Below are 25,893 nucleotides of genomic sequence, written 5' to 3'. Positions count from 1 at the left end.
CTCAAGATCAAATGCTGTTTGTTTTGCCAGAAGCATGGGCGGATGCAATTGGTTTGCTTCAAACCAGAAAAGGATACCCGCCCTCATGTTTCAGGAGTGCGATCTTGGTTTCCGTACCGCCAGAACCGGAAAAGCCGCCCAGGCCATTGGCCGAAAGAATACGGTGGCAGGGAATGATGATCGGGATCGGATTGGCACCACAGGCCTGACCGACGGGCTGGCCATATGTGTCCAGTTCCCTGGCGACATCACCGTAAGTCCGTGTCTCACCAAAGGGGATCGCCAGCATTGCACGAAAGACCGCCTGATGAAGGTCACCGCCTTTCGGCGACAGGGGCAGGTCAAACTTCTCGAGCTTGCCGTTCATATAGGCTTGCAGCTGCGCGGCTGCTTCCTTGAGGACGGGCGTTTCTTCTTTGCGACCGGAACCGTTCCATAGTAGTTGAGTGATCGCGCCATCCGTTTCATGAATGGACAAGCGTCCCAGCCATGTATCGATTTCTGTAACAGGCATGCCGGCTCCCGCTTTGCTCACGATGTGTCTAGTAGGTTGCGGAACCGATCTCAACCGGACTTTTTCGTCGAAGACGTCCGAACACCCGGCGTTTTCGTCGACGGATGACAGGTAAAAGGCCAATTTGATGGTGCAAGACAGCCAGGATGCGCAAGCTGGTGGTTCGCTCACTGAGGCTGCCCCCCTTGCCGGTATCGGCCTCATCGTACTTGCTTGTCTGAGTTTTTCATTCCTCGATGCGACAGCAAAGTATCTCATCGAATCCGTGCCAACGCTGCAGATTGTCTGGCTGCGATTCGTCAGTCACGTCATCCTGTCGTTTCTCCTGTTTCGTGTCTGGAAAAATCCGGCGCTGTTCAAGACCAAAAGGCCCATGCTGCATATTGTGCGGGCCTTCTGCCTGCTGGGCATAACAATCTTCAATTTTCTCGCGGTTCGCTACCTGCAACTGGCGGAAACGACGGCGATCATGTTTGCCGCGCCTTTCGTCATCACCGCGCTTGCCGGCCCGATGCTGGGAGAATGGGCGGGGCCAAGGCGCTGGATCGCGATTGTCATCGGTTTCCTGGGTATTCTTGTCGTCACTCAACCGGGTCTGGGCAACATGCATTGGGCCGCAGTCTATTCGGTCGCGTCGATGGTTTTTTACGCGATTTACGCGATACTCACCAGACAGTTGACAGGCACTGACAGTTCGGCAGGCATGCTGATCATTTCGGGAATTGTCGCGGCCATTGCCATGGCGCCCGCAGGTCTGACCGTCTGGGTGACGCCGCCGGACCTCTGGAGCTGGGTCCTGCTGTTTGCGACAGGTGTGTTCGGCGGCGGCGGGCATTATCTGTTCATCATGGCACACAGGATCGCACCGGCCCCGGTGCTCGCGCCGTTCATCTACACACAGATCGTCTGGATGATTGCGCTCGGATTTCTGGTATTCGGCGATGTGCCGACGGTCACGACCATCATTGGTGCGGCTATTGTTGTCGGGTCGGGTCTCTACATTCTCTACCGGGAACGTATGCGGAAAATCTGAGCAAGACGTCTTCATTTCCGGCAGAAATGTCTCGAAGATCAGGTTTCTTGCCAAGACAATCGTTTCTTGGCGGTTGACGGGTCGCTCGAGATTCCGTCTTAATGTCGGCTGGCGTGGACCCCGGGTGACATATGGTCACCGACCTGTTTAGGAGGAATGGGATGGAAATTGATCGCCGAACATTATTAGGAGGAGCCGCAGCTTTTGCGGGGACTCTTGCACTGCCACATGCAGCGAAAGCCAATGCTGCTGCGAATGCCTATTTCAACGGCTACCAGCAGGACAATGGATATCAGTACCGGCGTACAAACCTGAACCGCATCGATCCCGTCTGGCGCCGCCAGATGGTCAAGTATTTCAGCCCGGAACCTCCGGGGACTGTCGTGGTCGATACCAAGAACCACTTTCTTTACTGGATCTGGGAAAACAACACGGCGCTGAGATATGGCGTGGGTGTCGGCCGGGAAGGCTTCAAATGGTACGGACGTGCCCGGATCGACCGCAAGGCACTGTGGCCGCGGTGGGTTCCACCGCCCGAGATGTTGAAGCGTCAACCCGAATTGCCGCGCAAGGTCGACGGCGGCGCCGCCAACAATCCGCTCGGTCCAAGGGCTCTGTATCTCTACCGGGACGGCAGGGATCTCGGCTACCGTCTGCACGGGACGCTGGAACCCTGGAGCATCGGGCATGACGTCTCCAGCGGGTGCGTCCGCATGCTGCCGGAAGATGTCATCGACCTGTACCAACGGTGCCCGAAAGGAACAGCGGTTCTTGTTCTTGAGCATCTTGGGGCAAGTGCCGGCTGACGCCGGCACTTTCGGAGAAAAACAAAAATTCTTGGGGGGCATTCTTGGGTAATTGGATTGGCCGATGGGGCCAGAGTGCATTGATCGTCGTCTTGTGCGGATTCGGGCTGGCTGCCTGTAATTCCGCCGGCGGCCTGTCGTCGCCGGATGTAACAAACGCACCGGCAGCCGGGTTCGGCCAGATTTCGAACGGCTCCGAAGAAGAATTCATCATCAATGTCGGACGACGGGTTTACTTCGACAGGGGTTCCGCGGTCGTGACCGAAGAAGCCAAGATGACAATCAAGAGCCAGGCAGACTGGCTCAAACGCAACAAGAAGTGGCTGGTTAAGGTCCAGGGCCACGCAGATGACCCGGGCAGTGAAGCGGCACAGAAAACGCTTTCCGCGAAGAGGGCCGATGCAGTGATGGCCGAACTCGTCAGCCTTGGGGTCAGCCCAAAGCGGGTGTGGTCCAAAGGCTATGGAGTCGAACGCCCGGTCACGGATTGCGCCTCGATCGAATGCCAGTCTCAGAACCGCCGCGTGGTTGTCAATCTGAGAACAGAATACGACGAATCCGCTCCACAAGGTCGGTAGTCGGCAATTTTGTCTGTTTACCGCGGCAGCCGGGGGCTATAACGGTCGTTCCTGTCGCTGCCGCGGGAATTGAGACCACTGAATGTCAGAAGACAAAGACTCCACGTCACCTTCATCAGATTTGCCACCCAAGCCGGGCAAGCGCCTCACGCTCGGTCATATCGCCGACCAGCTCGGGATTTCGACGGCCACGGTTTCGCTCGCGTTGCGCGACAGCCCCCTGGTCGCGGAGGAGACACGCGAGAAGGTCAAGCAGACGGCGCAGGAGATCGGCTATATCTACAACCGCTCCGCCGCCTCGCTGCGTACCTCGCGCAGTCAGATCGTCGGTGTTGCTGTTCACGACATCCTCAATCCATATTTTGCCGAAGTCTTTTCAGCGCTTGAAGACGTTCTGGAAGAACAGGGACAGATGATTTTCATCTGCAATCACCGCGATGACGTGAAGAGGCAGCGCGGATTCGTCAACACGCTTTTGCAGCACAGAGCCGACGGACTGATCCTGTGTCCTTCAGTCGGCACGACCGCGGAAGAGATCAACCGGCTCGTTGATCAGGGTATCCCTGTAACGCTGGTCGCGCGCGAAGTGCCCGGTGTCTGGGCACCGTGCGTGCGGGGCGACGATGTTGCCGGCACCTATCTGGCGACCAAACACCTTCTGGCTCAGGGCCACACGAAGATTGCAATGGCCGGCGGGCGCCGGGAAAGTTCGACCGGTCGACACAGGAACGAGGGCTGGCGAAACGCTCTTGAGGAGGCGGGAATCGACTACCGGTCGCAGCTCGATCTGCCTGAACTCATGACACAGGCGGACGGACGTGCGGCTGTACCCGCGATCATGGAAGCAGATGAACGGCCAACGGCGATCGTCGGTTTCAACGACCTGGTCGCGTTCGGAATGATGACGACACTGCGGCGTGCCGGCATCGAACCAGGTCCGGACATGGCCATTACGGGCTATGACGACATTGACGGGGCCGATGCGAGAACACCTGCATTGACGACCATCGCCAACCAGCCGGACAAGATAGGCCGGTTGGCTGCATTGACCCTGCTGCGCCAGATAGCGGGCGACAGGGTTCCAAACAAGCCGATCGTGATCGAGCCGGAATTGCGCGTCCGTGAAAGTTCACCGCCCCCGGGCGTTCGTCTCGCGCCGAGGCTTGCAGACTAGGTTCGGATCCTGAGACCCGATCGCGTTCCGTCCAGGCGATGTGAAACAACTCGCCGAACTGTCAACATGTTGGCTAAACGGGAATATTTGCCAGTTTTTTCATTTCAAGTTCTCGAGAATAGGCGACGCACCTGTTTCGCCCGGAAGCCTTGGCTTCATAGAGCGCCGTGTCGGCCCTTTGCATGAGGGTCGAAAATGCCACGTCTTCCTTTGCGGACTGAGCCAGACCCATGCTGCAGGTAATCGTTTGCGCGATGCGGTCCATCCGGCAATCCGACACGATTTTCTCTCGCAGCCTTTCACAGGCCGCGACGGCATCGCTGATGTCTGTGTCGACAAGAATGACGCAGAATTCCTCGCCTCCTACCCGTCCAAACAAATCAGCTGCTCGCAACTGGTCGCCGATGATGCGGCTAAAGGCCTCCAGAACTTCGTCGCCTGCGGCATGACCGTAAACGTCATTGATATTCTTGAACCGGTCGATGTCCATCATGACCGCAGTGAACGGTTTTTCCGTTCTGCGGAAGCGCTGAAGTTCCAAATGAGCTCGCTCGAGAAAGGCACGTCGGTTGTAAATCTGTGTCAGGTCGTCGATGCTCGCGATCCGTTCCATGCGGATTTTTGCGTCCATCAATGCCTGGTGGTCGCGCTGGCGCGCTATTTCGTGGCCGATCCAGTCCGCAAACTGTCGAATGATCTGAATGTCCGAAGGCGTAAACTGTCGCTTGCGAAGTTCGTGGGCGGTGAAACTGATCGTTCCATGGACAAGGCCGTCTACCAAAAGGGGTGCCCCAATATAGGTTTCGAAACCAAACAGTTTGTAACAGGAGTGACTTGCGAATTCGGACTCTGCTGCATGGGCAGTTGAAACCGGTTCATTGGCCTCAAGCGTCAATGCGCAATAGGTGTCCCGGAGTTTGAACGTCCGTGCCGGTTCGACAATGCTGCCCGGACTTTGCGCCTGTGTGACGGTATAGTGATCTCCGACGACCTGGCTGATGATGCCAAAAGGCAGATCAAAGTGATCGCAGCCAAGCTGCAGGATCTCGGCAATCTTGTCCTCATGGCCGAGCGCGCGCGTCGACGTGATTGCATAGAGATCCGCGAGGGTTCGTTCGGTTTTCTTGCGGTTCGTGATGTCGGAAATGAGAACCACGAGACCATCGACCTGGCCTGAACCGTTCAGCCTGGGATTGCAGTCCATCTGGCATTCGCGAAAAACGCCATCGGGGAAAAGCATTCCAAGTTCCAATGAGCATTTTCGGCCACTCAGCCCTTCCTTGAACAAGCCGCTGACAGCGTCTCTCTGCTTGCAAGCGAGTTTTTCACGCAGTCTTGTCCCAAGAAGTTCCTCACTCGTGCCATTGAACCATTTACATCCGGTTTTGTTGAGAAAGAGACACTTGCCCTCCAGGTCAACTTCCCCGACACATGCGGAAATGCTGTCCGCCATGAGATACAGGTTCTGATAGGCTTTTTCAGCGAGCGCCTTGGCTTCCTTGAGTTCCGTGATGTCGGCCCGAATGCCGGCAATTCCACCCGCGCGGGTCCGGGTCTCGGAAATGCGAAGCCAGCGACCGTCGTCCAGTTGCTGCTCGACGACGGACCCGTCGGCCTTCTGATGGCGTTGAAGCCGCTCTGCCAACCATATCTCTTCATCCTGTCCACCGGTGTCATACTGACCATTGCTCAGGCCGTAGCGCAAAATGTCCTGAAAACTGTTTCCGGGGAACATGGCGGGTGCCGAGGTGGCATAAATCTCGCGGTAGTTTTCATTGCAGATGACCAACCGGTCGTCCTGATCGTAGATCGCAAAGCCCTCGAGGATGGCGTCCAGCGCGTCTTCGAGGGTCATTGCGACGTCGCTCAGCCTGGACTCCATTTTCTTGCGTTCGCTGACATCGTGCGCAATGAAGAGAAGCCCGGACAATTGCCCGGTCGTATCGAACAATGGAGCGCTGACGACTTCCAGCTCCGTTCTGCTTCCATCGCCGAACACGGCTTCAATCAGACACTGTTTTCGATGACTCTCGTCGGACGGTCGTTGATAGAGTTCGGCCATGCGCTCGAATTGTGCGCTGTCGGCGAAAAAGCGCCTTGTCGTGCTGCCTACAATCTTTGATGCCTCGACGCGCAACAGACTTGCCATTGCCCTGTTTGCGAAGACGATGGTCCTTTCGGTGTTGGTGACCAGTACGCTTTGCTTCAGATCACCAAATGATCTTTCCAAATCGAGGCAAATACTCTCCACGAAATGTCTCCCTGCCAGCTCGCCGCCCGACCCAACCGCATAGTTAATGAAGACATGGAATGATTAAAAAACGGTCACGCAGGGTAAGATTGACAATGCGATAACAACGGAGAGCATTCTGGCTCACAGTTTCGAGTCAGGAGTTTCAGTATTTCCGGGCACAACTCCTAATTCATCAGGAAACTGTTTATCCGCTCAAGTGCCTTTTTGATGTTTTTTGTGGAATTCGCGTAAGAAAGGCGGATGTATCCTTCGCCCAGTATTCCGAAGTCGGGGCCGCCAATCGTTGCGACACCTGTTTCTTCCAGCAATGCCGAGGCAAGAGCCTTCGCCTGCCAGCCGGTGTCCTTGATATTGGGAAAGGCGTAAAAAGCACCCAGAGGCGTTCTGCAGCTAATTCCCGGGAGCGCATTCAGGCCCTCGACGATCGTTTTTCGGCGAGAATCGAATTCGCTTACCATATGCCCGACTTCCGTCTGAGGGCCGGTGAGCGCGGCCAGGCCCGCAAACTGCGCCGGGGCATTGACGCAGGACCATGCATTGACGGCAAGTTTTCGCGCCTTGTCGATCAGGCATTCGGGCCATAATGCGAACCCCATGCGCCAACCCGTCATCGCGTAGGTCTTCGACCACCCGTCAAGCAGGATCAATCGGTCCCTGAGTGATTCAAACTGCAGCAGCGAAACATGTTCCATGCCGTCATAGGTCATCTGGGAGTAGATCTCGTCGGACATGACAGCAACATCAGGATGGCTATCGAGGCCATGAACTAGCGCCTCTATCTCTGAACGCGGCGTGACGCCACCGGTGGGGTTCGCAGGAGAGTTCAGAATTAGAAGTCTGGTCTTGTCGTTGATAAGCGACAGAGTTTCTGAGGCCGAAAACGCGAAATCGTTTTCCTCCCGGATCGGAACGGGGACAGGCCTGGCGCCCGTGAATTCGATCATCGACCGGTAGATCGGGAAACCCGGATCCGGATACAGGATTTCAGTACCAGGCTCACCGAACATCAGGATTGCCATGAACATGGTAACCTTGCCGCCAGGCACGATCAGGACATTTCCGGGATCGGTCTCGACATCATGGCGTTTCAAAAGGTCGGCGGAAACGGCTTCCCGCAGTGGGGCTATGCCCGTCGCGGGGGTGTAGCCATGATGTCCGTCCCTGAGTGCCTTGACCGCGGCTTCGACAATATGATCCGGTGTCCTGAAGTCCGGCTGGCCAATGCCGAGATTGATGATGTCCCGTCCCTGTCCTGCAAGTTCGGTGGCACGAGCCAGCACGGCGAAGGCGTTTTCTTCACCGATCCGGTCGAATCCGCTGATCGTTTTCAACATCGGCTTTTCTCTCTTACTGAGTGATGAATTCGTTGCATCGTAGCGCCCGGATTCGTGAACTGGAAAGTCCGGTTGTCATTGCAGCGGTTCGCCGGTGTTCAAATTATTGAGCCTGTCGGCACAGGAAAATTTGCCGCCTCTCTCCCAAACGGTCGATGTTGTGCTTATATTCGCGGCCAAGCGGCCTGCTATCCGGCAGGCGATCAACCTATCAGCAAAGCCAGAAAGTTTCGCAATGTCTGCGACCCAAGACGCCCAGGCACAGATTCCAGTCACGGTCCTGACCGGATATCTCGGCGCGGGAAAAACCACGTTGCTCAACCGGATTCTTACCGAGAACCACGGGCAACGATATGCCGTTATCGTCAATGAATTCGGCGAAGTCGGTATCGACAACGACCTGCTCGTTGAATCCGATGAAGAAATCTTCGAGATGAACAACGGCTGCATCTGCTGCACGGTTCGTGGCGATCTTATCCGCACCGTGCAGAACCTGATGAAGCGGAAGAATGCCTTTGACGCCATCATTGTGGAAACGACCGGGGTTGCAGATCCGGCTCCGGTCGCCCAGACGTTCTTCATGGATGACGATGTACGCGCATCTGCGAGGCTCGATGCGGTGGTCGCAGTTGTCGATTCGCGGCACGTTCTTCAAAGGCTGGAAGACACGGAAGAAGCTGAAGACCAGGTGGCTTTTGCCGACGTGATCCTGATCAACAAGACCGATCTCGTCTCGCCGGAAGAGTTGTCCGAGGTAGAGGCGCGCATCCGGTCGATCAATCCCTATGCCGTCCTGCACCACAGCGAACGCTGCGGGATCGAGATTGCAAAGGTTCTCGATCGTGGAGCTTTCGACCTCGACCGGATCCTGTCGCTTGATCCGCACTTTCTGGAACACGGGCATCATGCGCATGAGTGCGCCCCGGACTGCGATCACGATCATGACCAGGATCATCATCATGATCACGGTCATCATCACCACGAGGAAAACCCGCATTCGGTCAAGAGCATTTCCCTGACTGCGGGCGATCTGAATCCCGAAATGTTCTTCCAGTGGATCAACCAGGTAACGCAGGTTCAAGGCCCCAATATCTTGCGCCTGAAGGGAATTCTCGCCTTCAAGGATGACCCGCAGCGCTACGTCATTCAGGGTGTTCACATGATCGTCGAGGGAGACCACCAGCGCGACTGGAAGGCCGAGGAGCCGAGACAGAGCCGCCTGGTGTTCATCGGCAGAGACTTGAACTGGGATGTTCTCAAGCAGAGCTTCCAGGCCTGCGCAGCGTAACAAGGACGATAGAGTGCCGACAGTTGCTCCCCTGGATGTAGACGGATTCGTCGTCCGTGCCGGATTTTTGAAGAGTAGCGCCTACTTTGCTTCCGGGGAGGGAGACATTCTGCTCTCGGGCAATGGCGAAACGAGGATAAGGGTGCACAAGTTGGGCCTCCTGGCTGCCGAACCGCTCGTGGACGGGTCCGGCCTGATCACGTCCGGTGACGACGGCTGTATTTACCGCTGCGCGGACGACGGTTCCAGTGAACTGGTGGCAGAACGCCCGCGCAAATGGATCGACCTGATTGCGGCCGGCCCTTCCGGAGCCGTTGCCTTTGCAAGTGGCCGGGTCGCGTGGGTGCACCTTGAAGATGGGCGTGAAAAGGAATTTCAGCACGATCGCGCTGTTGGAGGACTTGCTTTCGCGCCGAAAGGGACACGCCTTGCTGTCTCCCGCTACGACGGAGCATCGCTCTGGTGGGCCGGTACGGACGGGGCGCCTGTCGAGTTCACCTGGAAAGGTGCCCATCTCGGGATCAGTTTTTCGCCGGACGGCAAGTACCTCGTCACTGCCATGCAGGAAAACGCGCTCCATGGCTGGAGGCTTGCGGACCGGCAGGACATGCGCATGTCCGGATATCCTGCCAAGGTGAAGTCATTCAGCTGGTCCTTCAAAGGCCGCTATCTGGCGACATCAGGCGCGAACGCTGCGATTCTGTGGCCTTATCACGGGAAAACGGGTCCGATGGGCCAATCTCCGCTGCAACTCGGCACGCGCTCGGATGTGCTGGTTTCCTCCGTTGCGTGTCATCCGAAGGAAGATGTTGTTGCAGTCGGTTATCAGGACGGCACCATCTTGATGTGCCGTTTCGAGGACAACGCGGAAGTGCTGCTTCGCCGCCCCGGCAAAGGGCCTGTCTCGACCATGGATTGGGACAGGGAAGGTGTCAGGCTTGCCTTCGGAACCGAGGCCGGAGAAGCGGGTATCGTCAGTTTGCAGGACTGACGACAGGCGGGCAGGATCGGCTTGGAGGTGTCCATGGTCAGGATCATAGTGATGGTCTTCATGCTGGTGGGGGGAACGGCAACGTCTCAATTGCCGGAATTTTCCCAGCAGTACCGTCAGCGGCTTGGCGGTACGATCGACGCGCTTGAACAAATTCTTGCCGATTTCAGGCGTGATGCGGCGGCGTACGGCTTGTCCGTTCCCGAGGCAATAGCGCGGCAGAAAGCCTCCGACGACCCGTTCATCAGAGCCCGCGGTGACAGCATGCAAACCGCCGACGTGCGCCTTTCGCGTCTGAGGCAACAGCAGGAACGGCTGGAAACAGCGGGGCCGTTCGAGCGGCTTGTCGTTTTTGCGCAAGGCTTTGACCGCCAGCTTGCGCAAGCGACGGCAGAGGACTACGAACCCGCGGTTCCAGTCACTTTTGCGGGCCTTTTCAGTGCCGGTATCGGCGCCCTGGCCGGTTACCTAGTCGTGAGCTTTTTCATCGGGTTGATACGTCTCGGCCGACGCCGAAAACCGGCGCGCGGCTGAGTTTGTCAACCGCAGTGCTGTCGACGTTTTTCGAGCTCTTTGACCTATGGACTCCAAATCAGGTAATGAGGCCGTAGCCAGGGCCGGAGCGGGAAGGAAACCGGATGGACGCTATCACGCGAATGCGCTGTTTCATTCAGGTCGTCGATTCCAGCGGATTTTCCGCTGCGGCGCGTGAAATGGGCCGTTCGAAGGCGCTGGTTTCAAAATATGTCGGCGAGCTTGAGGACGAGCTCGGTGTGCGTTTGTTGAACCGTACCACCCGACAGGTCTCGCTGACGGAGGTTGGCGAGGCCTATTACAAGGAAGCAGCCGAGATCCTTCAGAGGATAGACGATCTGCAGGCTTCCGTTCAATCGTCTCACCAGGAAGTCCGGGGCCGTCTGCGGGTGTCGGCGCCGCGATCCATGGAGATGCTGGACCGGGCCATGATGGAATTCGTTGTCCGTTACCCCGAAATCTATCTCGATCTCAGGCTGGAAGACCGTTTTGTTGACCTGGTCGAAGAGGGTTTCGACATAGCAGTGCGTGTTACGCAGCTGGAAGATTCCAGCCTGATCGCGCGCAAGGTCGCTCCCATTCGCACCGTGGTTTGCGCAAGTCCCCAGGCGATCGAGAAGTACGGCACTCCGAATGTTCCGTCCGATCTGGCATCTCGTCCCTGCATTATCGACACCAACTACCGCTTCAAGCAGAATTGGGCTTTCGAGGTCGATGGGGAACGGCAATCGGTTGCGGTCAAGGGTCCCGTGGAAGTAAACAGCGGGTCAGCGGCGCGTGAAGCAGCTCTCTGTCACCTGGGCTTCCTGCGAGCACCGCTGTTTTTTATCTACGAAGACATCGAAAAAGGTGATCTGAAGATAATCCTTGAGTCCTACGAAGAACCTACGCCGGGCATCTATGCGGTTTATCCGCACCGTCGGCACCTGAGCGCAAAGGTTCGCGCATTCGTGGATTTCCTTGTCGAGTGGTCTTCCAAAAATCCCGGATGCTAGAATCCATCATTGAGGAGGGCGTTTGAGCGACCCAACTCAGCGACGTATTCTGCAAGTGAGTTCAAGGATTTGACTCGTGTTGCATACGACAGCACAATTCCTGTCTATTGCCAACGTGCTACTGTTCACATTGCTAGCCTTTGCCGCTTCGGGAAATGCTATCAAGTGTTCATGATAGTTTGTTTTTAAAATATAATGTATACGTGCAAGTGTGTGATGATGAACGACGCTCAAAAACAAATAGCTGCAGGATTGGAGCAGGTTTTCTGGAGCCGGGGTTTCGCTGATCCCAGCGTCCCGGATCTGCGCGCCGGCGTGGGCGTGAGCATGCGGACACTCTACCGCCACTTTCCCTCCCGTGAAGCCATGATCCTCGGTGCGCTCGAATACAGGCACCAGAGATACCTTAAATATGTTCGGGAAGGGGTGTCGGAGCCGGGACTTGAAGCCGCGGTACAATTGTTTGACAAGCTGGGTGGCTGGATGCGTGTGACCCAGGGAAAAGAATGCTTCTTCCGGCAGGCTCTAGCGGCGAACCCCGACAGTACCGACATAAAGGACACGGTCAACCGTCACAAAGGCGAGCTTCTGGAATTCATGGGCATCCTGAGTGGCCATGACCAATTTGCGTCAACTCTTTACCTGCTCCATGAAGGGGTCACGGCCTGTTACGCGGAGATGGGTGAAAAAGCGGTTGAAGACGCCAAGCGGCAAGCGCGCCTGATGTTCAGGGAAGCGTCCGAAAAGCAGTTTTCCTGAAGTATCATGGCGTCCAGTCCGATCCACCGACCTGAACGGTGTGTGGTGACGGTTGCAATCCGTGGTGCCGGCGAATACCTGACCTGTTTCTCGTTGTTGACACTGCGGATTTGACACTGCGGTGTTGTCGGCCTTTTGGCCTTCAGGCTCGGTGAACGACTGAAACGGACCCTGATCCGCGGACAGGCATCAGGTAACTTCATCAAGGCCGTGCCTTGAACACCGTCAATATGTGCCGATCCGCCAACTGCAAAAATTTCGGTTGAAGTTTGCAAGATGGATGTTCGACCGATGTGCCAGCCTTTTTTGATGACCGAAGCCTCTTGCAAGGCTGTGTCGTGGGTTTCTGCTATTCGGCCCATCCCCGCGCCCTTTCAAGATCGCAAAGAGCCTCGGCCCTTGAAATTTGAAGCGTCACGTGACACATTTAAGGCGACATGTGACGAAAGGACTGCTTTCATGACGGCGATAACCGAGACACTGGAGCCGTTCGTCCTTGCCGGTACAGCCGCGCAGGAGAACGAAGCCATCCGGGCATACCGTTTGTTGGGTGGCCGCAAAATCATGAAGCGGACCGTCCGCGATTCTCTTGATGCCCATGATGTGATCGTCAAGGGCATACCTGCGAAATCTCTGCTCTACCTCGTGGAGGGCGTTCGTGTGCTGTCGACAGGTGACGTGCTCAACAAGGCAATCGGCATCAGTATCCGAACGCTGCAGCGCCGGAAGACCGATGCGCGGCAGAAGGTTTTGTCGACCGAGCAGAGCAGCCGGGCCTGGCGTTTTGCCGAGATCATCGGTCAGGCGACTGACATCATGGGAAGCCAGGAGGCGGCCGAAGCCTGGATCCTGGAGCCCGCAATCGGGCTCAACAACAGAAAACCGATTGATCTTCTTGCGTCGGCCGCAGGCGCCGAGGCTGTCGAAAACTACCTGACGCGCCTGGAGTTCGGGGTTTATACGTGACGCCACTTCCTGCGCCTCTGGAATCGGGGGAACTTCGATTCTGGAGGCTCGATCAACAACGGCATTCGGGAAACTGGAATACCGGTGAGGGCTCCTATCGTGTTGGTGGCCGCTGGAACTCCAGGGGAATCCGGGCGGTCTACACCTCGGTGGATCCTTCGACCGCGATCATGGAGGTTGCGGTCCACAAGGGGTTCAAGGCACTTGATACTGCGCCTCATGTTCTGACGTCGGGGCGCGTGCCCGACCTGACCACCGTGCATGTGGTTTATCCGGAAGATGTTCCCAATCCCAATTGGCTGGTACCGGGAAACCATGGTCCGGGCCAGAAAGCCTATGGTGACCAGCTCTTGAGGGATCATTTGTTTTCGCTGGTTCCTTCAACGGTTTCACGGCACAGCTGGAACCTGATTTTCGACGCGGATCGTGTCGATGGCCACTACGATGATGTGCAACAGGAACGTTTCGCACTCGACCCGCGACTGCATTCATGAACGTGCGGTCGACGGCACGAAAGCGCCACCCCGTTCTCTGCCGTTCGCTGCATGATCTATTGCCGTCAAGAATGAACTTGCCGACAGTTCGAATGGTCCCCGGCCAGCCAATGAAGGCTTCAAACGCCTGTTGAGGCCAGGTTTCCCACAATGGTCGAAGATGGCGGGAAACACCGTCTGATACCAAATTCAATTTGCGAGCCAGGCCCAGGCCAGCGCTGCCTTGTCAATTCCGACGCGGGTTCGCGCTTGCCAGTTTCTCTTCGGCTATCTTGTCGGCTATCTTTTCAGGGGTTGTCTCTTCCCTTTTGGCGCGCTCGAATATGAGGGCCAGTGTTTCGCCAATAGCCCGGGTCTTTTCGCGAACGTGTTCATCGTTTCCGCCGGGTTCGGCCAGCGCGATCGATATGACGCCACCGGCATTGATCGCATAGTCCGGGGCATAGAGAATACCGCGTTCTTTCAAGGCGTTGCCGTCTGCCGGCGTCTGCAGCTGGTTGTTGGCGGCTCCTGCGACGATCCGTGCCTGGATCTGCGGGATCGTGCGAGCATTCAGTCCCGCGCCCAGGGCGCATGGAACAAAAATATCTGCAGCTGCCCGATGAGCTTCGGACGGATCCACCGCGTTTGCGCCGAATTCTTCGACTGCCCTGGCAACGGCTGGTGCATGAATGTCCGACACAATCAGTTTGGCGCCGGCTGCGTGCAGCTGGCGTGCGACATCATAACCGACATGGCCCAGACCCTGAACGGAAACCGTTTTGCCGTCGAGATCCCTGTTGCCGAAAACATGATGCGCCGAGGCCTTGATCCCTTCGAAAACGCCCAGTGCCGTGTAAGGCGACGGGTCGCCGAGGCCGGTAGCGCTGGTTCCGCGTACGTGGTCGGTATGCAGCGCGACTGCTTCCATGTCTTCCGGTGAAACGCCGACATCTTCAGCGGTGATATAGGTGCCGGAAAGGCGCTCGACGTGGCGGCCGAAGGCTTCCATCATTTCAGCCGACTTTTCCTTGCGCGGGCACGCCATGATGACAGCCTTGCCGCCGCCGAGGTCGAGCCCGGCCAATGCATTCTTGTAGGTCATGCCGCGGGACAGACGCAGTGCGTCGGTGAGGGCATCGGCCGGATTTTCATAAGGCCAGACCCGGCACCCGCCAAGCGCGGGTCCCAATGTCGTGTCATGAACGGCGATTATCGCGCTCAGCCCGCTGTCCTTGTCCTTCGCAAATACAATGTTCTCGTGGTCACCCATCTCCGGGTGGTCGAAAACGGCGCTGTGGTGAACAGAAGTGTGCAAGGCGTTCATATCTGGCTCTGTCAGGTTATGGTTGTTATAAATAATTTAGTTGCTATTGGAGGAATAATGTCTCTTTTCTCCCTCAATTTGCTGTCAAATGAGAATGTATGTTCCAAGATGTCGAGCATTCTGTTTAAAACATCCCGATGCTGTTTTGCGTCGCGATACAACATCCAGCCATCATGCTGCCGTCTTCTCTGGTCAGAGAAGGCGCACCGTGCCATGTAAATTTATTACATCCGTTGAAGCAGGTGATTCCGGTGCATAGTTATCCCACCTCCATGCAAGAGGCTGTTTTTCCGGTTTTTAGCCGTCTCGTGGCCGCACTGGTGATGTTGTTGCTGGCCGTCGGTTCTGTGCTGGCGCATCCGCATGTCTTTGTTGAAGCGCGGTCAAAGCTGATGTTCGATGATCAGGGGCAGGCCGTCGCAATAAAGCATGTCTTCCGCTTTGACGATGCCTTCACTGCTTTTGCGATCCAGGGATTCGATACAAATCAGGATGGCGTCTACTCGCGGGAAGAACTTGCCGAGCTTGCCAAGGTCAATATCGAGAGCATGGCCGATTTCGGTTTTTTCACCTTTGGTGACAACACGCGCGTAGAGCTCGATTTCTCCGAACCCAACGACTACTGGCTTGAAGTGGCAAGGATCCCGATCGAAGACTATTGGGTGATGAAGCCCGAGGATTTCAAGGCAATCCAGGAAGACGTCGATCAGAATGGCGGGACTGCGCTTGAAGAGGTCGATCTGCTGGAACTGCACTTCGTATTGCCGCTCAAGGAAGCCACCGACGCTGCGGCTCCCATCACGATCGATGTTTATGATCCCACCTATTACGTCGACTTCAGATTTGGCCAGGAAGCCGACGCGGTCGGCACGATCAATGCCCCGGGCACCTGTCAGGTCACACGCAAGGAACCTCCACCGCTCGACGATGCGACGGCATATGCCCTTTCACAAATCGGAGCGGATCAAAGGGACCTGCCGCCCGAGTTACAGTCTGCCGCGGCATCACAGGTCAACCAGATGATCATCAACTGCGCGAATGCAGGCGCCGTTCCTGTCGTATCCGGAAACTCCGGGATCTCCGAGGGAACGAACGAAGCCGCCGGTGCGGTGGCAACTGCGGAACAAGGTTCAACTTCAGGATCCGAACTCTCCACTCCGAATGCGACCCGCGCGGCGGATGTTGTGAGTTCGACGCAGGTTGCCGTCATAGACGGCACGGAAACTCCGGCAATAGAGACCGGAATACTCGACCAGGTGTTCGGCACGATCGCGGTCAAGCAGAAAGAATTCTACCAGAAGCTGGTGGCCAGCTTGAGGGCCTTTCGCAGCAACCCCAATGCCGGTTGGCTGTTGATCGGGCTGTCGTTTGCCTATGGCGTATTCCATGCCGCGGGGCCCGGGCACGGGAAGGCGATCATCACGTCTTATGTCGTTGCCAACAACGAGACCCTGAAAAAGGGAATAATATTGTCCTTTGCGTCAGCTTTCGCACAAGCTGTCACGGCGATTGTTCTGGTTGGCGGGTTGGCCGTCGTCTTCAATCTCACCAGCATCGCGATCCAGGATACGGCTCGGTGGTTCGAAATCGGATCCTACGTGCTGATCTCAGCGCTGGGGGGCTGGTTGCTCTGGCAAAAGGCCGTCCGGCCGTTGCTCGTGGGTGCCGCGGACCGACTTGCCGGTAATCGCCTGGCGTTGGCCGGGGCAGAGGCACAAGGCCATTCGCACGATCATGACCACCATCACCACGGCCATCACCATCATGATCATCATCATGAATTCGGCGCGGATGGTGTTTGCTCGACATGCGGTCACGCACATGCGCCGACACCGGACATGATCCAGGGTGACATCACGCTGGCCCGCGCAGCATCGATCATTCTCGCGGTGGGATTGCGACCGTGCACGGGCGCGCTGGTGGTTCTCGTTTTCGCACTGTCTCAGGGCATGATTGCGGCAGGGATTGCTTCCACGCTGGCAATGGCCGTCGGAACCGGGATTACCGTTTCGCTGCTTGCCGGACTGGCCGTTGGTGCGAAAGACCTGGCGGTCAGGCTGTTCGGCGAAGGCAGTCCGATGTCGATCCGGATCCACCGGACGATCGAAATCCTGGGTGCAGCCATCGTCTTTCTGCTTGGTATTACCCTTTTGATCGCGACGCTGGGCTGGGGCTAGGACCAAACAGAAACTGCGAGCTGTCCCGGACTTGCTCCGGGACCCGCCAGTTGTTGACCTGAGGTCCCGGCCGAGGGCCGGGGCGTCCAAACAAACAGATTAATGACCGAGGCGCTTTTGCCGGTAGGCACGCACCGCGTTGCCGAAAGCTGCGAAAAGTTTTTTCGATGGGCCATCGGTCATGACCCAGTATTCGGGATGCCACTGGGTCGCCAGCACGTAGCCCGGGCTGTCCTGAACCGACATTGCCTCGACGGTGCCGTCTGCCGCCTGGGCTTCGATGATCAAACCGTTGCCGAGGTCTCCGACAGCCTGGCGGTGCAGGGAATTGACTTCAAAGGGTTCCGCACCGATGACCGCTTCCAGGCATCCGCCGGAGGCGACTTCCACCGGGTGTGCGATGCGGAACCGCTCGTCCTGCCTTTCTGAGGCCGGTGCCCGGTGATCCTTGCGTCCGCTCAGGGTCTGGATCTCGGTCAGGAGGGTGCCGCCAAGCGCCACATTGAGTTCCTGCATTCCGCGGCAAATGGCAAAGACGGGAACGCCGCGCTCGATCGCGCGTTTCAGAAGAGGCAAGGTCGTTGCGTCACGGTCTGGGTCGTAGGGCCCGTTTTCTTCGGTCGGCGCCTGGCCGTAGAGCTGGGGGTTCACATTCGACCGCGAACCGGTGGCCACCACACCGTCGACCTGATCGAGTGCCGCGTCGAGATCGAGTTCAGCCCCAAGAGCGGGCAGGATCATAGGTATGGCGTCCGAGCCTTTCAAAATGGCCTGCAGATAGGTGGAATTCACGGCGTGCCAGTTGAACCCGTCTATGGATTTTACGTCGGCAGTCACCAGCACGAGCGGCTTTGTCATTGTCGGTCCTGTTATCAGGGTGATGTTGTGATGCAGATGTAGCGGAAATCTGTCTAGTCCAGCAATCCCAGTTCCTGTGCAACCCTGTAGAGCTGTGCGGCATTCCTGCTGCCGACTTTTTCCCTCAGGTTGAGGCGATGGGATTCGACCGTTCGCACACTGATGCCGAGTGCCGCTGCAACTTCCTTGTTCGGCTGGCCCTTCGCGATGGCGGTCAGGACCTGGCGCTCCCGCTCGGTCAAGCCGTACGGGTCCTCGACCGGCGCAGATGCGCTTGCGCCGACCAGGGTTGGCCCGATGGCAGATGAGAAAAAATAACCGCCTGACGCAACACTGGTAATTGCGGTAATCATCTCCTGCGCCGAAATGTCCTTGAGGATGTAACCGCGGGCTCCGGCCTGGACGACGCCGCGGACATATTCCGGGTTGTCGTAGACCGACAGGATGAGCACGGCAACGTCGGGCTGGGTCTTGCGAATTTCCATGGCGGCTTCCAGACCATTCATGATGGGCATGGAAACGTCCATCAGAAGCACGTCCGGCTTGAGGTTGCGCGTCATCCGAACCGCCTCGCGCCCGTTGGTCGCCTCGCCGACCACCTCAAGTTCCGAAACTTTTTGCAGACGTGCCCTTATGCCGTCACGGACCAGTTCGTGGTCGTCCGCAAGCAGGACCCGGATGGGTCCTCGGGAGGTTTCAGAGTGTGGAGAAGTCATGGTCATACCGCTACGCCGCCTCCGCTGCTGCGTTGTCGAGCGGCATCTGGACCTTGATCCTTGTGCCGCCGGAAGACCGCCGGCTGAGGATAAGCTTGCCGCCGTAAGTCTCGATCCGCTCGCGCATGTTCCGGAAACCCAGTCCTCCTGCCTTGGGCAAGGGACGGGGCAGGCCAACGCCATTGTCCTCCACGCTCAGCGTGAGGCTCTGCATGCCGACTTTCAGATTGATATTGACCTTGTTTGCCTGGGAATGCCGGGCGACATTGGTCATGCATTCCTGCACCACCCGGTAAAGCGCCGTCTTGGCACCGTCGGACAGCCGGCTGTGACACTGCTCCGCATCCACATTCACCGTTATGCCGGACTGGCTCTGAATCTCCTTGCCCAGGCTGCCGAGCGCCGCGGCAAGCCCCATGTCATCCAGCACGCTGGGTCTCAGGTCCCTGGAGATCCTGCGCACTTCGGCAATGGTACCGTCCAGCGTCTTCAGGCATTTTGCAGCCTGGACCTGAAGATCGGGATCGCGTGTCGCCTCGCTGTGGATCATCTCGACACCGTAGCGAACAGAGACCAGAAGCTGCGAAATACTGTCGTGAAGCTCGGTGGAAACCCGTTTGCGCTCCTGTTCCTGGACCTGGAAAATCCGGTTGGTAAGTTCCTTCAGCTTGCTGTCGGCGAAGCGTTGTTCGGAAAAGCGCACACCGGCAATCAGGCCACCGGCAATAATGATGCCGACAAGCGTGATCAGGAAGGTCACGAGCAGGGTCTGCCGGATGCTGTGCGCAAAATCCGACCGGATCGCGGCAACCTCTCGCGCAATGTCGTCCGTGTAAAGCCCGGTGCCGAGCATCCAGTCCCACTTGTTCAACAGGATGGCGTAGCCCAGTTTTTCCTCAATGGATCCTGTCGAGGGTTTGTGCCAGACGTATTGATGAAAGCCACCGCCGGATTTCGCCGCGGCAATCAGGTTCCGGATCACGTAATCGCCGTTGTCGTCCTGAAGGTCCCACCAGTTGCCGCCGACCAGGTGAGGGAGCTTGGGATGCACGACGTTGGTGCCGTCGAGCGTATAGACGAAGAAATAGCCGTCATAGTCGAATGTCAGGTTCTCAAGTATTTCCCTGACTTCTTCCTGTGCCGCTTCGCGTCCACCGGGCTCTTCCGCGTAGATCTGCTCAATAGAAGTCAGTGCCAGACTGACATAGTTTCTGATTTCCTGCCGCTTGGCTGCAAGGATACGCTGCTCCACTGACTGTGTTTCGGCATTGATGAGCTTGCGGGACTGGTAATAGGTCGCCCCGCCTATCAGGAAGGACACAGCGACCAGAGGCAGGATGGTGATGAATAGCAATTTGGTTTTAAAGGTCACGAAAATTGCCCTCTTGACGTGCATGTGTCCGGAAGCCGACGAACTATTGCGGAAATCTCGGTAGTACTACTGAGAATATGCGCAGAACCACGAATAGCATTCCCGCCTTTCCGTCAACTAGACATACGGCGAGATCGGTGCAAGTGTGTATTCCGGTCCGATTATTGGTCCGATTGGGAGGAAACTAATGGATCGTCGTTCGTTTATCAAAAAGGCTGGTCTTGGTGCCGGCGGGATTGCAGCTGGCTCCGCACTTGCTGCACCGGCAATCGCACAGGGCACCAAGGACATGGTCATCGTGTCCACATGGCCGCGTGACTTCCCGGGTCTGGGTATTCCTGCACAGCGCCTTGCAGCCCGTATTGCCGAGCTGACAGAAGGCCGCATCAACGTTCAGTATTTTGCAGCCGGCGAGCGCGTTGGCGCATTCGACTCCTTCGACGAAGTCGCTTCCGGCAACGCACAGGCATACATTGCAGCCGACTACTACTGGAAAGGCAAGCACCCGGGTTGGGCCGCCTTTACCGCTGTTCCGTTCGGTCTGACCGTTACCGAAATGGACGCCTGGATCAAGTATGGCGGCGGCCAGGAACTCTGGGACGAGCTGGCAGGTGAATTCGGCCTGAAGAACATGGCCATGGGTAACACCGGCGTTCAGATGGGCGGCTGGTTCAACAAGGAAATCGAAACTGCCGACGACCTCAAGGGTCTGAAGATGCGTATTCCGGGTCAGGGCGGTGACGTCATGGCGAAACTCGGTGCGTCTCCGGTATCCCTGCCGGGCGGCCAGATCTATGAGAACCTTGTCTCCGGCGCTATCGACGCGACCGAGTGGGTCGGACCGTTCAACGACTACTTCATGAAGTTCTATGAAGCAGCCAAGTACTACTACTTCCCGGGTATGCATGAGCCGGGCGCAATGCTCGCGCTTGGCACCAACAAGACCTGGTGGGACAGCCTCGACAAGGTCGATCAGGCGATCATCACTGCGGCTTGTGCGGAAGAAAACGCCAACACAATGGCGGAAACAAACGCCAATAACGGTGTCTATCTCAACCGTCTGATCAACGAGCATGGTGTTGAGCTTCGTGAGTTCAACGACGAGATCTACGACGCCTTTGGTGAAGCGGCTGCAGAAGTTCTGGAAGAAGCGATGGATCATTCCCCGCTTGCCAAGAAGATCTTCGAAAGCTTCGTCAATGCTCGCCAGGAGATCGGCAGCTGGATGGCGATATCGGATGTCGCATATTCCAACAAGCGTAACCGCGTTCTGGGAATTCCTTCCTAAGCGGAGCTTGGTGACAAAGGGACGGGAGCAATCCTGTCCCTCTTTCATTTACAAGACTAAAAAGGCATAGCCACGATGACGGCCTTGGACACGGTTCAAGACGGCTCGCCTGCCATGAAACCCGGTGATACGATCAATCCCGACGGTGCCCGCATCTTCCGCCTCTTTGGCTGGATCATTCTGGCGGTCATGGCAGCGTTTCTGCTTAACAACTACCTGACATATTGGCAGAACCTGCCAGGTATCAATCCGATTTTCGGTGGGCCGGCAAACGGATCCCTTCCGATACTCTGGTCCTGGCTCCAGCTGGCGATTTACGCCGCTTTCGTGTTGTGGGCGATTGCCTATGTGATGCGAAATCAAAACACGCTGCGCCAAGACAGCGAGCGCATCAACAATCTGAATACCTTTCTCATTCGGGCAGCCTTCTTTTCGGTCCTGATCGTCGGCCTTGTGGACAGTGCAATCTCCTTCATGCGTATTGAGGAATTGCTGCCCAGCCTTGTCGGTCAGGAACTCGCAGACGATCTCGGCAGGTCCAGGTTCCGCGGCGCCTACGTGCACATGCCGCTGATCGGTCTTTCGGTGGTCCTTGCAGCAGTCACCCGGGGTGTGTTGGGCTTTCCATGGCTGGCCCTTCTTGTTGTCGTTGCCGAACTGCTGATTGTGATCGGGCGCTTCGTCTTTTCCTACGAACAGGCGTTCCTGGCCGACCTCGTGCGCTTCTGGTACGCGGCGCTGTTCCTGTTCGCCAGTGCCTACACGTTGCGCGAAGAAGGGCACGTGCGTGTCGATGTCTTCTACGCAGGCATGGCCACCAAAACGAAGGGTTACGTGAACGCGGTCGGTTCCGTGATCCTCGGCATGAGCCTTTGTGCCGTTATTCTGATTATCGGCATGGGGGGCAAGCAGAACATCATCAACAGCCCGATCCTGTCGTATGAAGTGACGCAGGCCGGTTTCGGCCTATACGTGAAATACCTCATGGCCGGTTTCCTGGGTGTGTTCGCGGTTACCATGATGATCCAGTTCGTGGCCTATTTCCTGGACGCGATTGCAGATATTCGCGGTGAACCCGGCGGCCGGGACCACGAAAACCATCCAGTCAATTAACGCCCGGCGAGATCTTCTGAAATGGAACTCTTTTTCCTTCTTCTACTTGTTCTCCTGATGGCGTTCGCGCTCGGGTCAGGATTTCCGGTCGCCTTTGCGCTGCCGGGGTCAGCTATCCTGACCATCGGCATCGCGGCCGGTTCAGGATATCTATTTTCCGGAGACATGGACGCTTTCTTTGCCCACGGTGGGCCGGGGCAATGGCTCAGCGCAGGCGTCACCAATTTCCGGGGAATTTACTGGGAGGCCGAACGCGACACGCTGATTGCCATTCCGCTGTTCGTCTTCATGGGGATCATGTTGCAGCGTTCCAAGATCGCTGAGGATCTCCTGGTCACGATGGCCAGACTGTTCGGTCCGGTACCAGGCGGTCTCGGCATTTCCGTGGTGTTCGTCGGAGCGCTGCTCGCCGCAACGACCGGTATTGTTGGCGCCACCGTCGTGGCGATGGGGCTCATCTCCCTGCCGGCCATGTTGCGCAACAATTATTCCGTTCCCCTGGCAACCGGAACCATCGCGGCATCGGGAACGCTGGGACAGATCATTCCGCCTTCCATCGTCCTCATCATTCTCGCCGACCAGCTGGCCAGTGCAGTTGATCAGGCTGGCTCACTTCGGACGACGCTCTACAAGGCCAGCACCGGCGAACTTTCCATGCCGTCGGACTTTTCCGTCGTGTCGACAAGTGCCGGCGAAATGTTTCTCGGTGCATTCCTTCCGGGTCTTGTCCTGGTCGGCCTCTACATGCTGTTCATTCTCGGCTTTGCGCTGATGAACCCGAAAGCCGCCCCAGCGGTGCATCAAGAGGGTACCTTTACCCGCAAGTTCGCGGTCAAGGTGGTCATCACCCTCGTCCCGCCGCTGGCGCTGATCTTCCTCGTCCTGGGGTCGATCATTGCCGGTATCGCGACGGTCAACCAGGCCGGTGCGATCGGGGCAGTTGGTGCCATGATCATGGCCGGTTACCGTCTGCGCGAAGGAGAACGCGGCGCCTATTCACCCGCGATCCTGTCGATCGTTGCTCTGCTCGGCCTCGCCATGGTCATCAGTTTCATCGGCGCGGTGAATATCAAGCTGATCGAAACAAGCCAGGATGTTCTGGGTCTTGTTCTTGCACTCATTGCGGTTTCTCTGCTTCTCATCGCGATTTTCTGGTCCGGCTGGCGGACGTTGAAGCTGGAAGACACCCTGCGTGGGGTGATGATCGAGACAGCCAAGACGACGTCGCTTGTTTTCATCATTCTTCTCGGCGCAGCAATGCTGACATCCGCGTTCCGCGCCTTCGGTGGCGAGGAATTGGTCAAGGACTTCCTGCAAGGTTTGCCGGGTGGCTTCTGGGCGCAGTTCCTGATCGTCATGCTGGTGATCTTCATCCTCGGCTTCTTTCTCGACTTCATCGAGATTGCCGTGGTCGTGGTACCGATCGTGGCGCCGATCCTGCTGTCCGACCCGTCCGCAAACGTGACTGCCGTCTGGCTCGGCGTAATGATCGGCCTCAACATACAGACGTCATTCCTGACGCCTCCATTCGGCTTTGCGTTGTTTTATCTTCGCGGTGTTGCGCCGGCGGTGGTCAAAACCATTGACATGTACAAGGGGGTTATTGCCTTCATCGCCCTGCAGTTGGTGGCGCTCGGCATCGTCGGTTTCTATCCGCAGCTGGTGAACTATCTGCCAAACCGGTCGACGCTTCTGTCCGAAACCGCGCCGCCACCGAAGAACCCGCGACTGCAATATTGCATGGAAACGCTCGTCTACGAAGACTTCCAGCAAAACGGCAGCAGCATTCTGGCAGCTATCGACAAGGCCGCAGGCATCGATATCAGCTATCTTCCCGAGGACCTGCAGGATGATCTTGCCGAAGGATTTGAAAAGGCACGCGAAGCGCTTCCGATGATGCAAGCGATCCGCGAGGCTGAAAATCAGGTCGCGGCAGCTGCAGGGGACTTCAAGCCGGTTCACGTGGACGTGCGTGCACTGGAACGGGATGCCCGCCGGATCGATCAGCGGATCGAGGAACTTCAGGTGATCGTGGACCGCTCCGGCGAGGGGGCCGTCTATACTGCGGAACAAGGCGCACGTGCGCAGGCCCGTATCGAAGGTCTGAAAGTGGAACACGATGCGATCCTGGCCAACATTCCCGAAAACTGGGATGAGGTCTACGGCACGTTCGCAAAGATACAGAAGACGGAAACCACTGCGCGCCAGACCTACCGAAGGACTACGGACCAGGCCTATGAACCGGTTCTAGAACTGAAGGCAATCCTGACTGATGCCCCGAAGGTTGCAGAATTCGGACCTCAACTTGAAGCGCTGAAAGAACAGGTTGCACAGCTCGAACCGGAAGCAGCCGTCGAGGCAATTGCCGCAATGCGGTCAACGGTCGGCGAAGCTGAAGGGACGAGCGATATCCGCAAGGGCCTGACGGAGGCACGGAAGATCATGCGCAGCCGTCAACCGAATGCGGAAGAAGCGATTGTCGAAATCGACAATTCGATCGCAGCGCTGCAGACCGATCTCGCCTGGCGCCAGAAGGCTGCGGATCAACTGCTGCCGGTTCTTGAAGAGTATGACGCTGCGATCGTCAACAATGTCGGTCTCCGTCAGCAAAGCAGGCTGCCGAACGACATGGCGCTCGACGTTGCTGCGTGCCTGTCCGATCACAGGGATATTTCGCTGAGCTTCTAAAGCGGAACAGATTGCCTAGACTGAAGGCGGGAGGAGTGATCCTCCCGCCTTTTTTGATTCCGGCATCCACTCGCAATACGCTGATCACTTGTGACTCATTCGACAAGCGGGTGAACTGACAGGGGGATGAAGATGAACCGGACCGGAAACTGTCTGTGCGGACAGGTAACGTTCACCGCCGAAGCATTGCCGCGCCTGCAGGCCTGCCATTGCTCGATGTGCCGGAAGTGGGTAGGCGGACCGTTCATGGCCGTGCCATGCACGAACGCCAAATTCGAGGGGCCGGTTCAGCGTTATGCATCATCGGAGGGATTTGAACGCGGGTTTTGCTCGGTCTGTGGCTCAAGTATCTTCTTTCACCCGATCGACAGCGACCTTCACGGCATTCCGATCGGTCTGTTTGACGACCCGTCGGGGTTGCCGTTCAAGGCCGAATTCTTCATCGACCAAAAACCCGATTGCTACGCGTTTGCAGATGAGACGAGGAAGATGACCGGTGAAGAGTTCGACAAGAAGTTCCGAAACGGTTGACTGGACCAACCGTTGAACAAGATCGGATGTGCGATCGTGCCAGCCTGTTCGGGTCCCAAGATCTGACGTTGTTCCGGATGATCAAGTCCGGGGCAAGTTCAGAAACTGGAAAGCGTACCGGGTC

The 25,893-nt window shown here is 57.2% G+C and carries 23 protein-coding genes; 16 read left to right on the top strand and 7 right to left on the bottom strand.

From position 1 onward, the window contains the following. Nucleotides 1-58: 58 nt before the first annotated feature. Nucleotides 59-514, bottom strand: a complete 456-nt coding sequence (locus tag LA5095_RS09235) for a methylated-DNA--[protein]-cysteine S-methyltransferase (protein ID WP_029066635.1) — start codon at nt 512-514, stop codon at nt 59-61. Nucleotides 515-641: 127 nt separating this feature from the next. Between LA5095_RS09235 and LA5095_RS09230 the strand changes: the two genes are divergently transcribed. The 4 genes from LA5095_RS09230 to LA5095_RS09215 all read left to right on the top strand — a co-directional run bounded on the left by LA5095_RS09230 (nt 642) and on the right by LA5095_RS09215 (nt 4,105). Next, nucleotides 642-1,547, top strand: coding sequence for a DMT family transporter (locus tag LA5095_RS09230; RefSeq protein ID WP_055114081.1), 906 nt, complete (start codon nt 642-644; stop codon nt 1,545-1,547). A gap of 161 nt (nt 1,548-1,708) precedes the next feature. Beyond that, nucleotides 1,709-2,353: a L,D-transpeptidase gene (locus LA5095_RS09225; protein WP_055114078.1), complete on the top strand. Its 645-nt coding sequence runs from the start codon at nt 1,709-1,711 to the stop codon at nt 2,351-2,353. 44 nt (nt 2,354-2,397) lie between these two features. After that, nucleotides 2,398-2,931: an OmpA family protein gene (locus LA5095_RS09220; RefSeq protein ID WP_208992605.1), complete on the top strand. Its 534-nt coding sequence runs from the start codon at nt 2,398-2,400 to the stop codon at nt 2,929-2,931. Between the two features lie 82 nt (nt 2,932-3,013). Further along, nucleotides 3,014-4,105: a LacI family DNA-binding transcriptional regulator gene (locus LA5095_RS09215; RefSeq protein WP_051645471.1), complete on the top strand. Its 1,092-nt coding sequence runs from the start codon at nt 3,014-3,016 to the stop codon at nt 4,103-4,105. Between the two features lie 73 nt (nt 4,106-4,178). On the opposite strand, the gene LA5095_RS09210 is transcribed toward LA5095_RS09215, so the two are convergent. Together LA5095_RS09210 and LA5095_RS09205 are read right to left on the bottom strand one after the other, a co-directional pair. Next, complete coding sequence (locus LA5095_RS09210) at nt 4,179-6,356, bottom strand: diguanylate cyclase (protein WP_055114076.1); 2,178 nt, start codon at nt 6,354-6,356, stop codon at nt 4,179-4,181. A gap of 167 nt (nt 6,357-6,523) precedes the next feature. Continuing rightward, the gene (locus LA5095_RS09205) at nt 6,524-7,693 is read right to left on the bottom strand and encodes a pyridoxal phosphate-dependent aminotransferase (protein WP_055114073.1); all 1,170 of its coding nucleotides are present in this window, start codon (nt 7,691-7,693) and stop codon (nt 6,524-6,526) included. A gap of 235 nt (nt 7,694-7,928) precedes the next feature. Between LA5095_RS09205 and LA5095_RS09200 the strand changes: the two genes are divergently transcribed. The 7 genes from LA5095_RS09200 (at nt 7,929) to LA5095_RS09170 (ending at nt 13,720) form a co-directional block, all read left to right on the top strand. Beyond that, entirely contained in the window at nt 7,929-8,981 is a 1,053-nt protein-coding gene (locus tag LA5095_RS09200) for a CobW family GTP-binding protein (RefSeq protein ID WP_055114360.1), read from the top strand. 13 nt (nt 8,982-8,994) lie between these two features. Further along, the gene (locus LA5095_RS09195) at nt 8,995-9,972 is read left to right on the top strand and encodes a WD40 repeat domain-containing protein (protein WP_055114070.1); all 978 of its coding nucleotides are present in this window, start codon (nt 8,995-8,997) and stop codon (nt 9,970-9,972) included. 33 nt (nt 9,973-10,005) lie between these two features. Next, entirely contained in the window at nt 10,006-10,506 is a 501-nt protein-coding gene (locus LA5095_RS09190; RefSeq protein WP_055114358.1) for a DUF2937 family protein, read from the top strand. 104 nt (nt 10,507-10,610) lie between these two features. Then, nucleotides 10,611-11,501, top strand: a complete 891-nt coding sequence (locus tag LA5095_RS09185) for a LysR family transcriptional regulator (RefSeq protein ID WP_055114068.1) — start codon at nt 10,611-10,613, stop codon at nt 11,499-11,501. Between the two features lie 219 nt (nt 11,502-11,720). Next, entirely contained in the window at nt 11,721-12,260 is a 540-nt protein-coding gene (locus LA5095_RS09180) for a TetR/AcrR family transcriptional regulator (protein ID WP_055114355.1), read from the top strand. Nucleotides 12,261-12,719: 459 nt separating this feature from the next. Further along, a complete protein-coding gene (locus LA5095_RS09175) occupies nt 12,720-13,226 on the top strand; it encodes an Xre family toxin-antitoxin system antitoxin (RefSeq protein ID WP_055114353.1) in 507 nt (168 codons plus the stop codon). Further along, nucleotides 13,223-13,720, top strand: coding sequence for an RES family NAD+ phosphorylase (locus tag LA5095_RS09170; protein ID WP_055114066.1), 498 nt, complete (start codon nt 13,223-13,225; stop codon nt 13,718-13,720). The genes LA5095_RS09175 and LA5095_RS09170 overlap by 4 nt, the downstream gene beginning before the upstream one ends. Before the next feature lie 226 nt (nt 13,721-13,946). Here LA5095_RS09170 and LA5095_RS09165 read toward each other — a convergent pair whose 3' ends face one another. Next, a complete protein-coding gene (locus LA5095_RS09165) occupies nt 13,947-15,026 on the bottom strand; it encodes a Glu/Leu/Phe/Val dehydrogenase dimerization domain-containing protein (RefSeq protein ID WP_055114064.1) in 1,080 nt (359 codons plus the stop codon). A 323-nt stretch (nt 15,027-15,349) separates the two neighbouring features. Between LA5095_RS09165 and LA5095_RS09160 the strand changes: the two genes are divergently transcribed. Continuing rightward, nucleotides 15,350-17,203, top strand: coding sequence for a HoxN/HupN/NixA family nickel/cobalt transporter (locus LA5095_RS09160; RefSeq protein WP_235808828.1), 1,854 nt, complete (start codon nt 15,350-15,352; stop codon nt 17,201-17,203). 99 nt (nt 17,204-17,302) lie between these two features. Here the strand turns inward: LA5095_RS09160 and LA5095_RS09155 are convergent, their stop codons facing one another. The 3 genes from LA5095_RS09155 to LA5095_RS09145 are packed head-to-tail and all read right to left on the bottom strand — an operon-like array spanning nt 17,303 to nt 20,149. Then, nucleotides 17,303-18,061: a gamma-glutamyl-gamma-aminobutyrate hydrolase family protein gene (locus LA5095_RS09155; RefSeq protein WP_055114060.1), complete on the bottom strand. Its 759-nt coding sequence runs from the start codon at nt 18,059-18,061 to the stop codon at nt 17,303-17,305. Between the two features lie 53 nt (nt 18,062-18,114). After that, complete coding sequence (locus tag LA5095_RS09150; protein WP_186009622.1) at nt 18,115-18,777, bottom strand: response regulator; 663 nt, start codon at nt 18,775-18,777, stop codon at nt 18,115-18,117. A 10-nt stretch (nt 18,778-18,787) separates the two neighbouring features. After that, nucleotides 18,788-20,149, bottom strand: a complete 1,362-nt coding sequence (locus LA5095_RS09145; RefSeq protein ID WP_055114352.1) for a cache domain-containing protein — start codon at nt 20,147-20,149, stop codon at nt 18,788-18,790. A gap of 187 nt (nt 20,150-20,336) precedes the next feature. Here LA5095_RS09145 and LA5095_RS09140 point away from each other — a divergent pair, with 187 nt between their 5' ends. From LA5095_RS09140 to LA5095_RS09125, 4 genes are all read left to right on the top strand, one after another. Continuing rightward, a complete protein-coding gene (locus LA5095_RS09140; RefSeq protein WP_029066620.1) occupies nt 20,337-21,437 on the top strand; it encodes a TRAP transporter substrate-binding protein in 1,101 nt (366 codons plus the stop codon). A 75-nt stretch (nt 21,438-21,512) separates the two neighbouring features. Beyond that, nucleotides 21,513-22,550 carry a TRAP transporter small permease subunit gene (locus LA5095_RS09135; protein ID WP_055114056.1) on the top strand — a complete coding sequence of 346 codons (1,038 nt, stop codon included), beginning with the start codon at nt 21,513-21,515 and terminating at the stop codon, nt 22,548-22,550. A 21-nt stretch (nt 22,551-22,571) separates the two neighbouring features. Beyond that, nucleotides 22,572-25,238, top strand: a complete 2,667-nt coding sequence (locus LA5095_RS09130; protein ID WP_055114053.1) for a TRAP transporter large permease — start codon at nt 22,572-22,574, stop codon at nt 25,236-25,238. Between the two features lie 132 nt (nt 25,239-25,370). Next, nucleotides 25,371-25,769: a GFA family protein gene (locus tag LA5095_RS09125; RefSeq protein WP_199485825.1), complete on the top strand. Its 399-nt coding sequence runs from the start codon at nt 25,371-25,373 to the stop codon at nt 25,767-25,769. Nucleotides 25,770-25,893 lie beyond the last annotated feature (124 nt).

Source organism: Roseibium album, assembly GCF_001404515.1.
GTDB lineage: Bacteria > Pseudomonadota > Alphaproteobacteria > Rhizobiales > Stappiaceae > Roseibium > Roseibium album.
The sequence above is the reverse complement of the archived record's forward strand: the minus strand, read 5'-3'. Positions and strand labels throughout refer to the sequence as shown.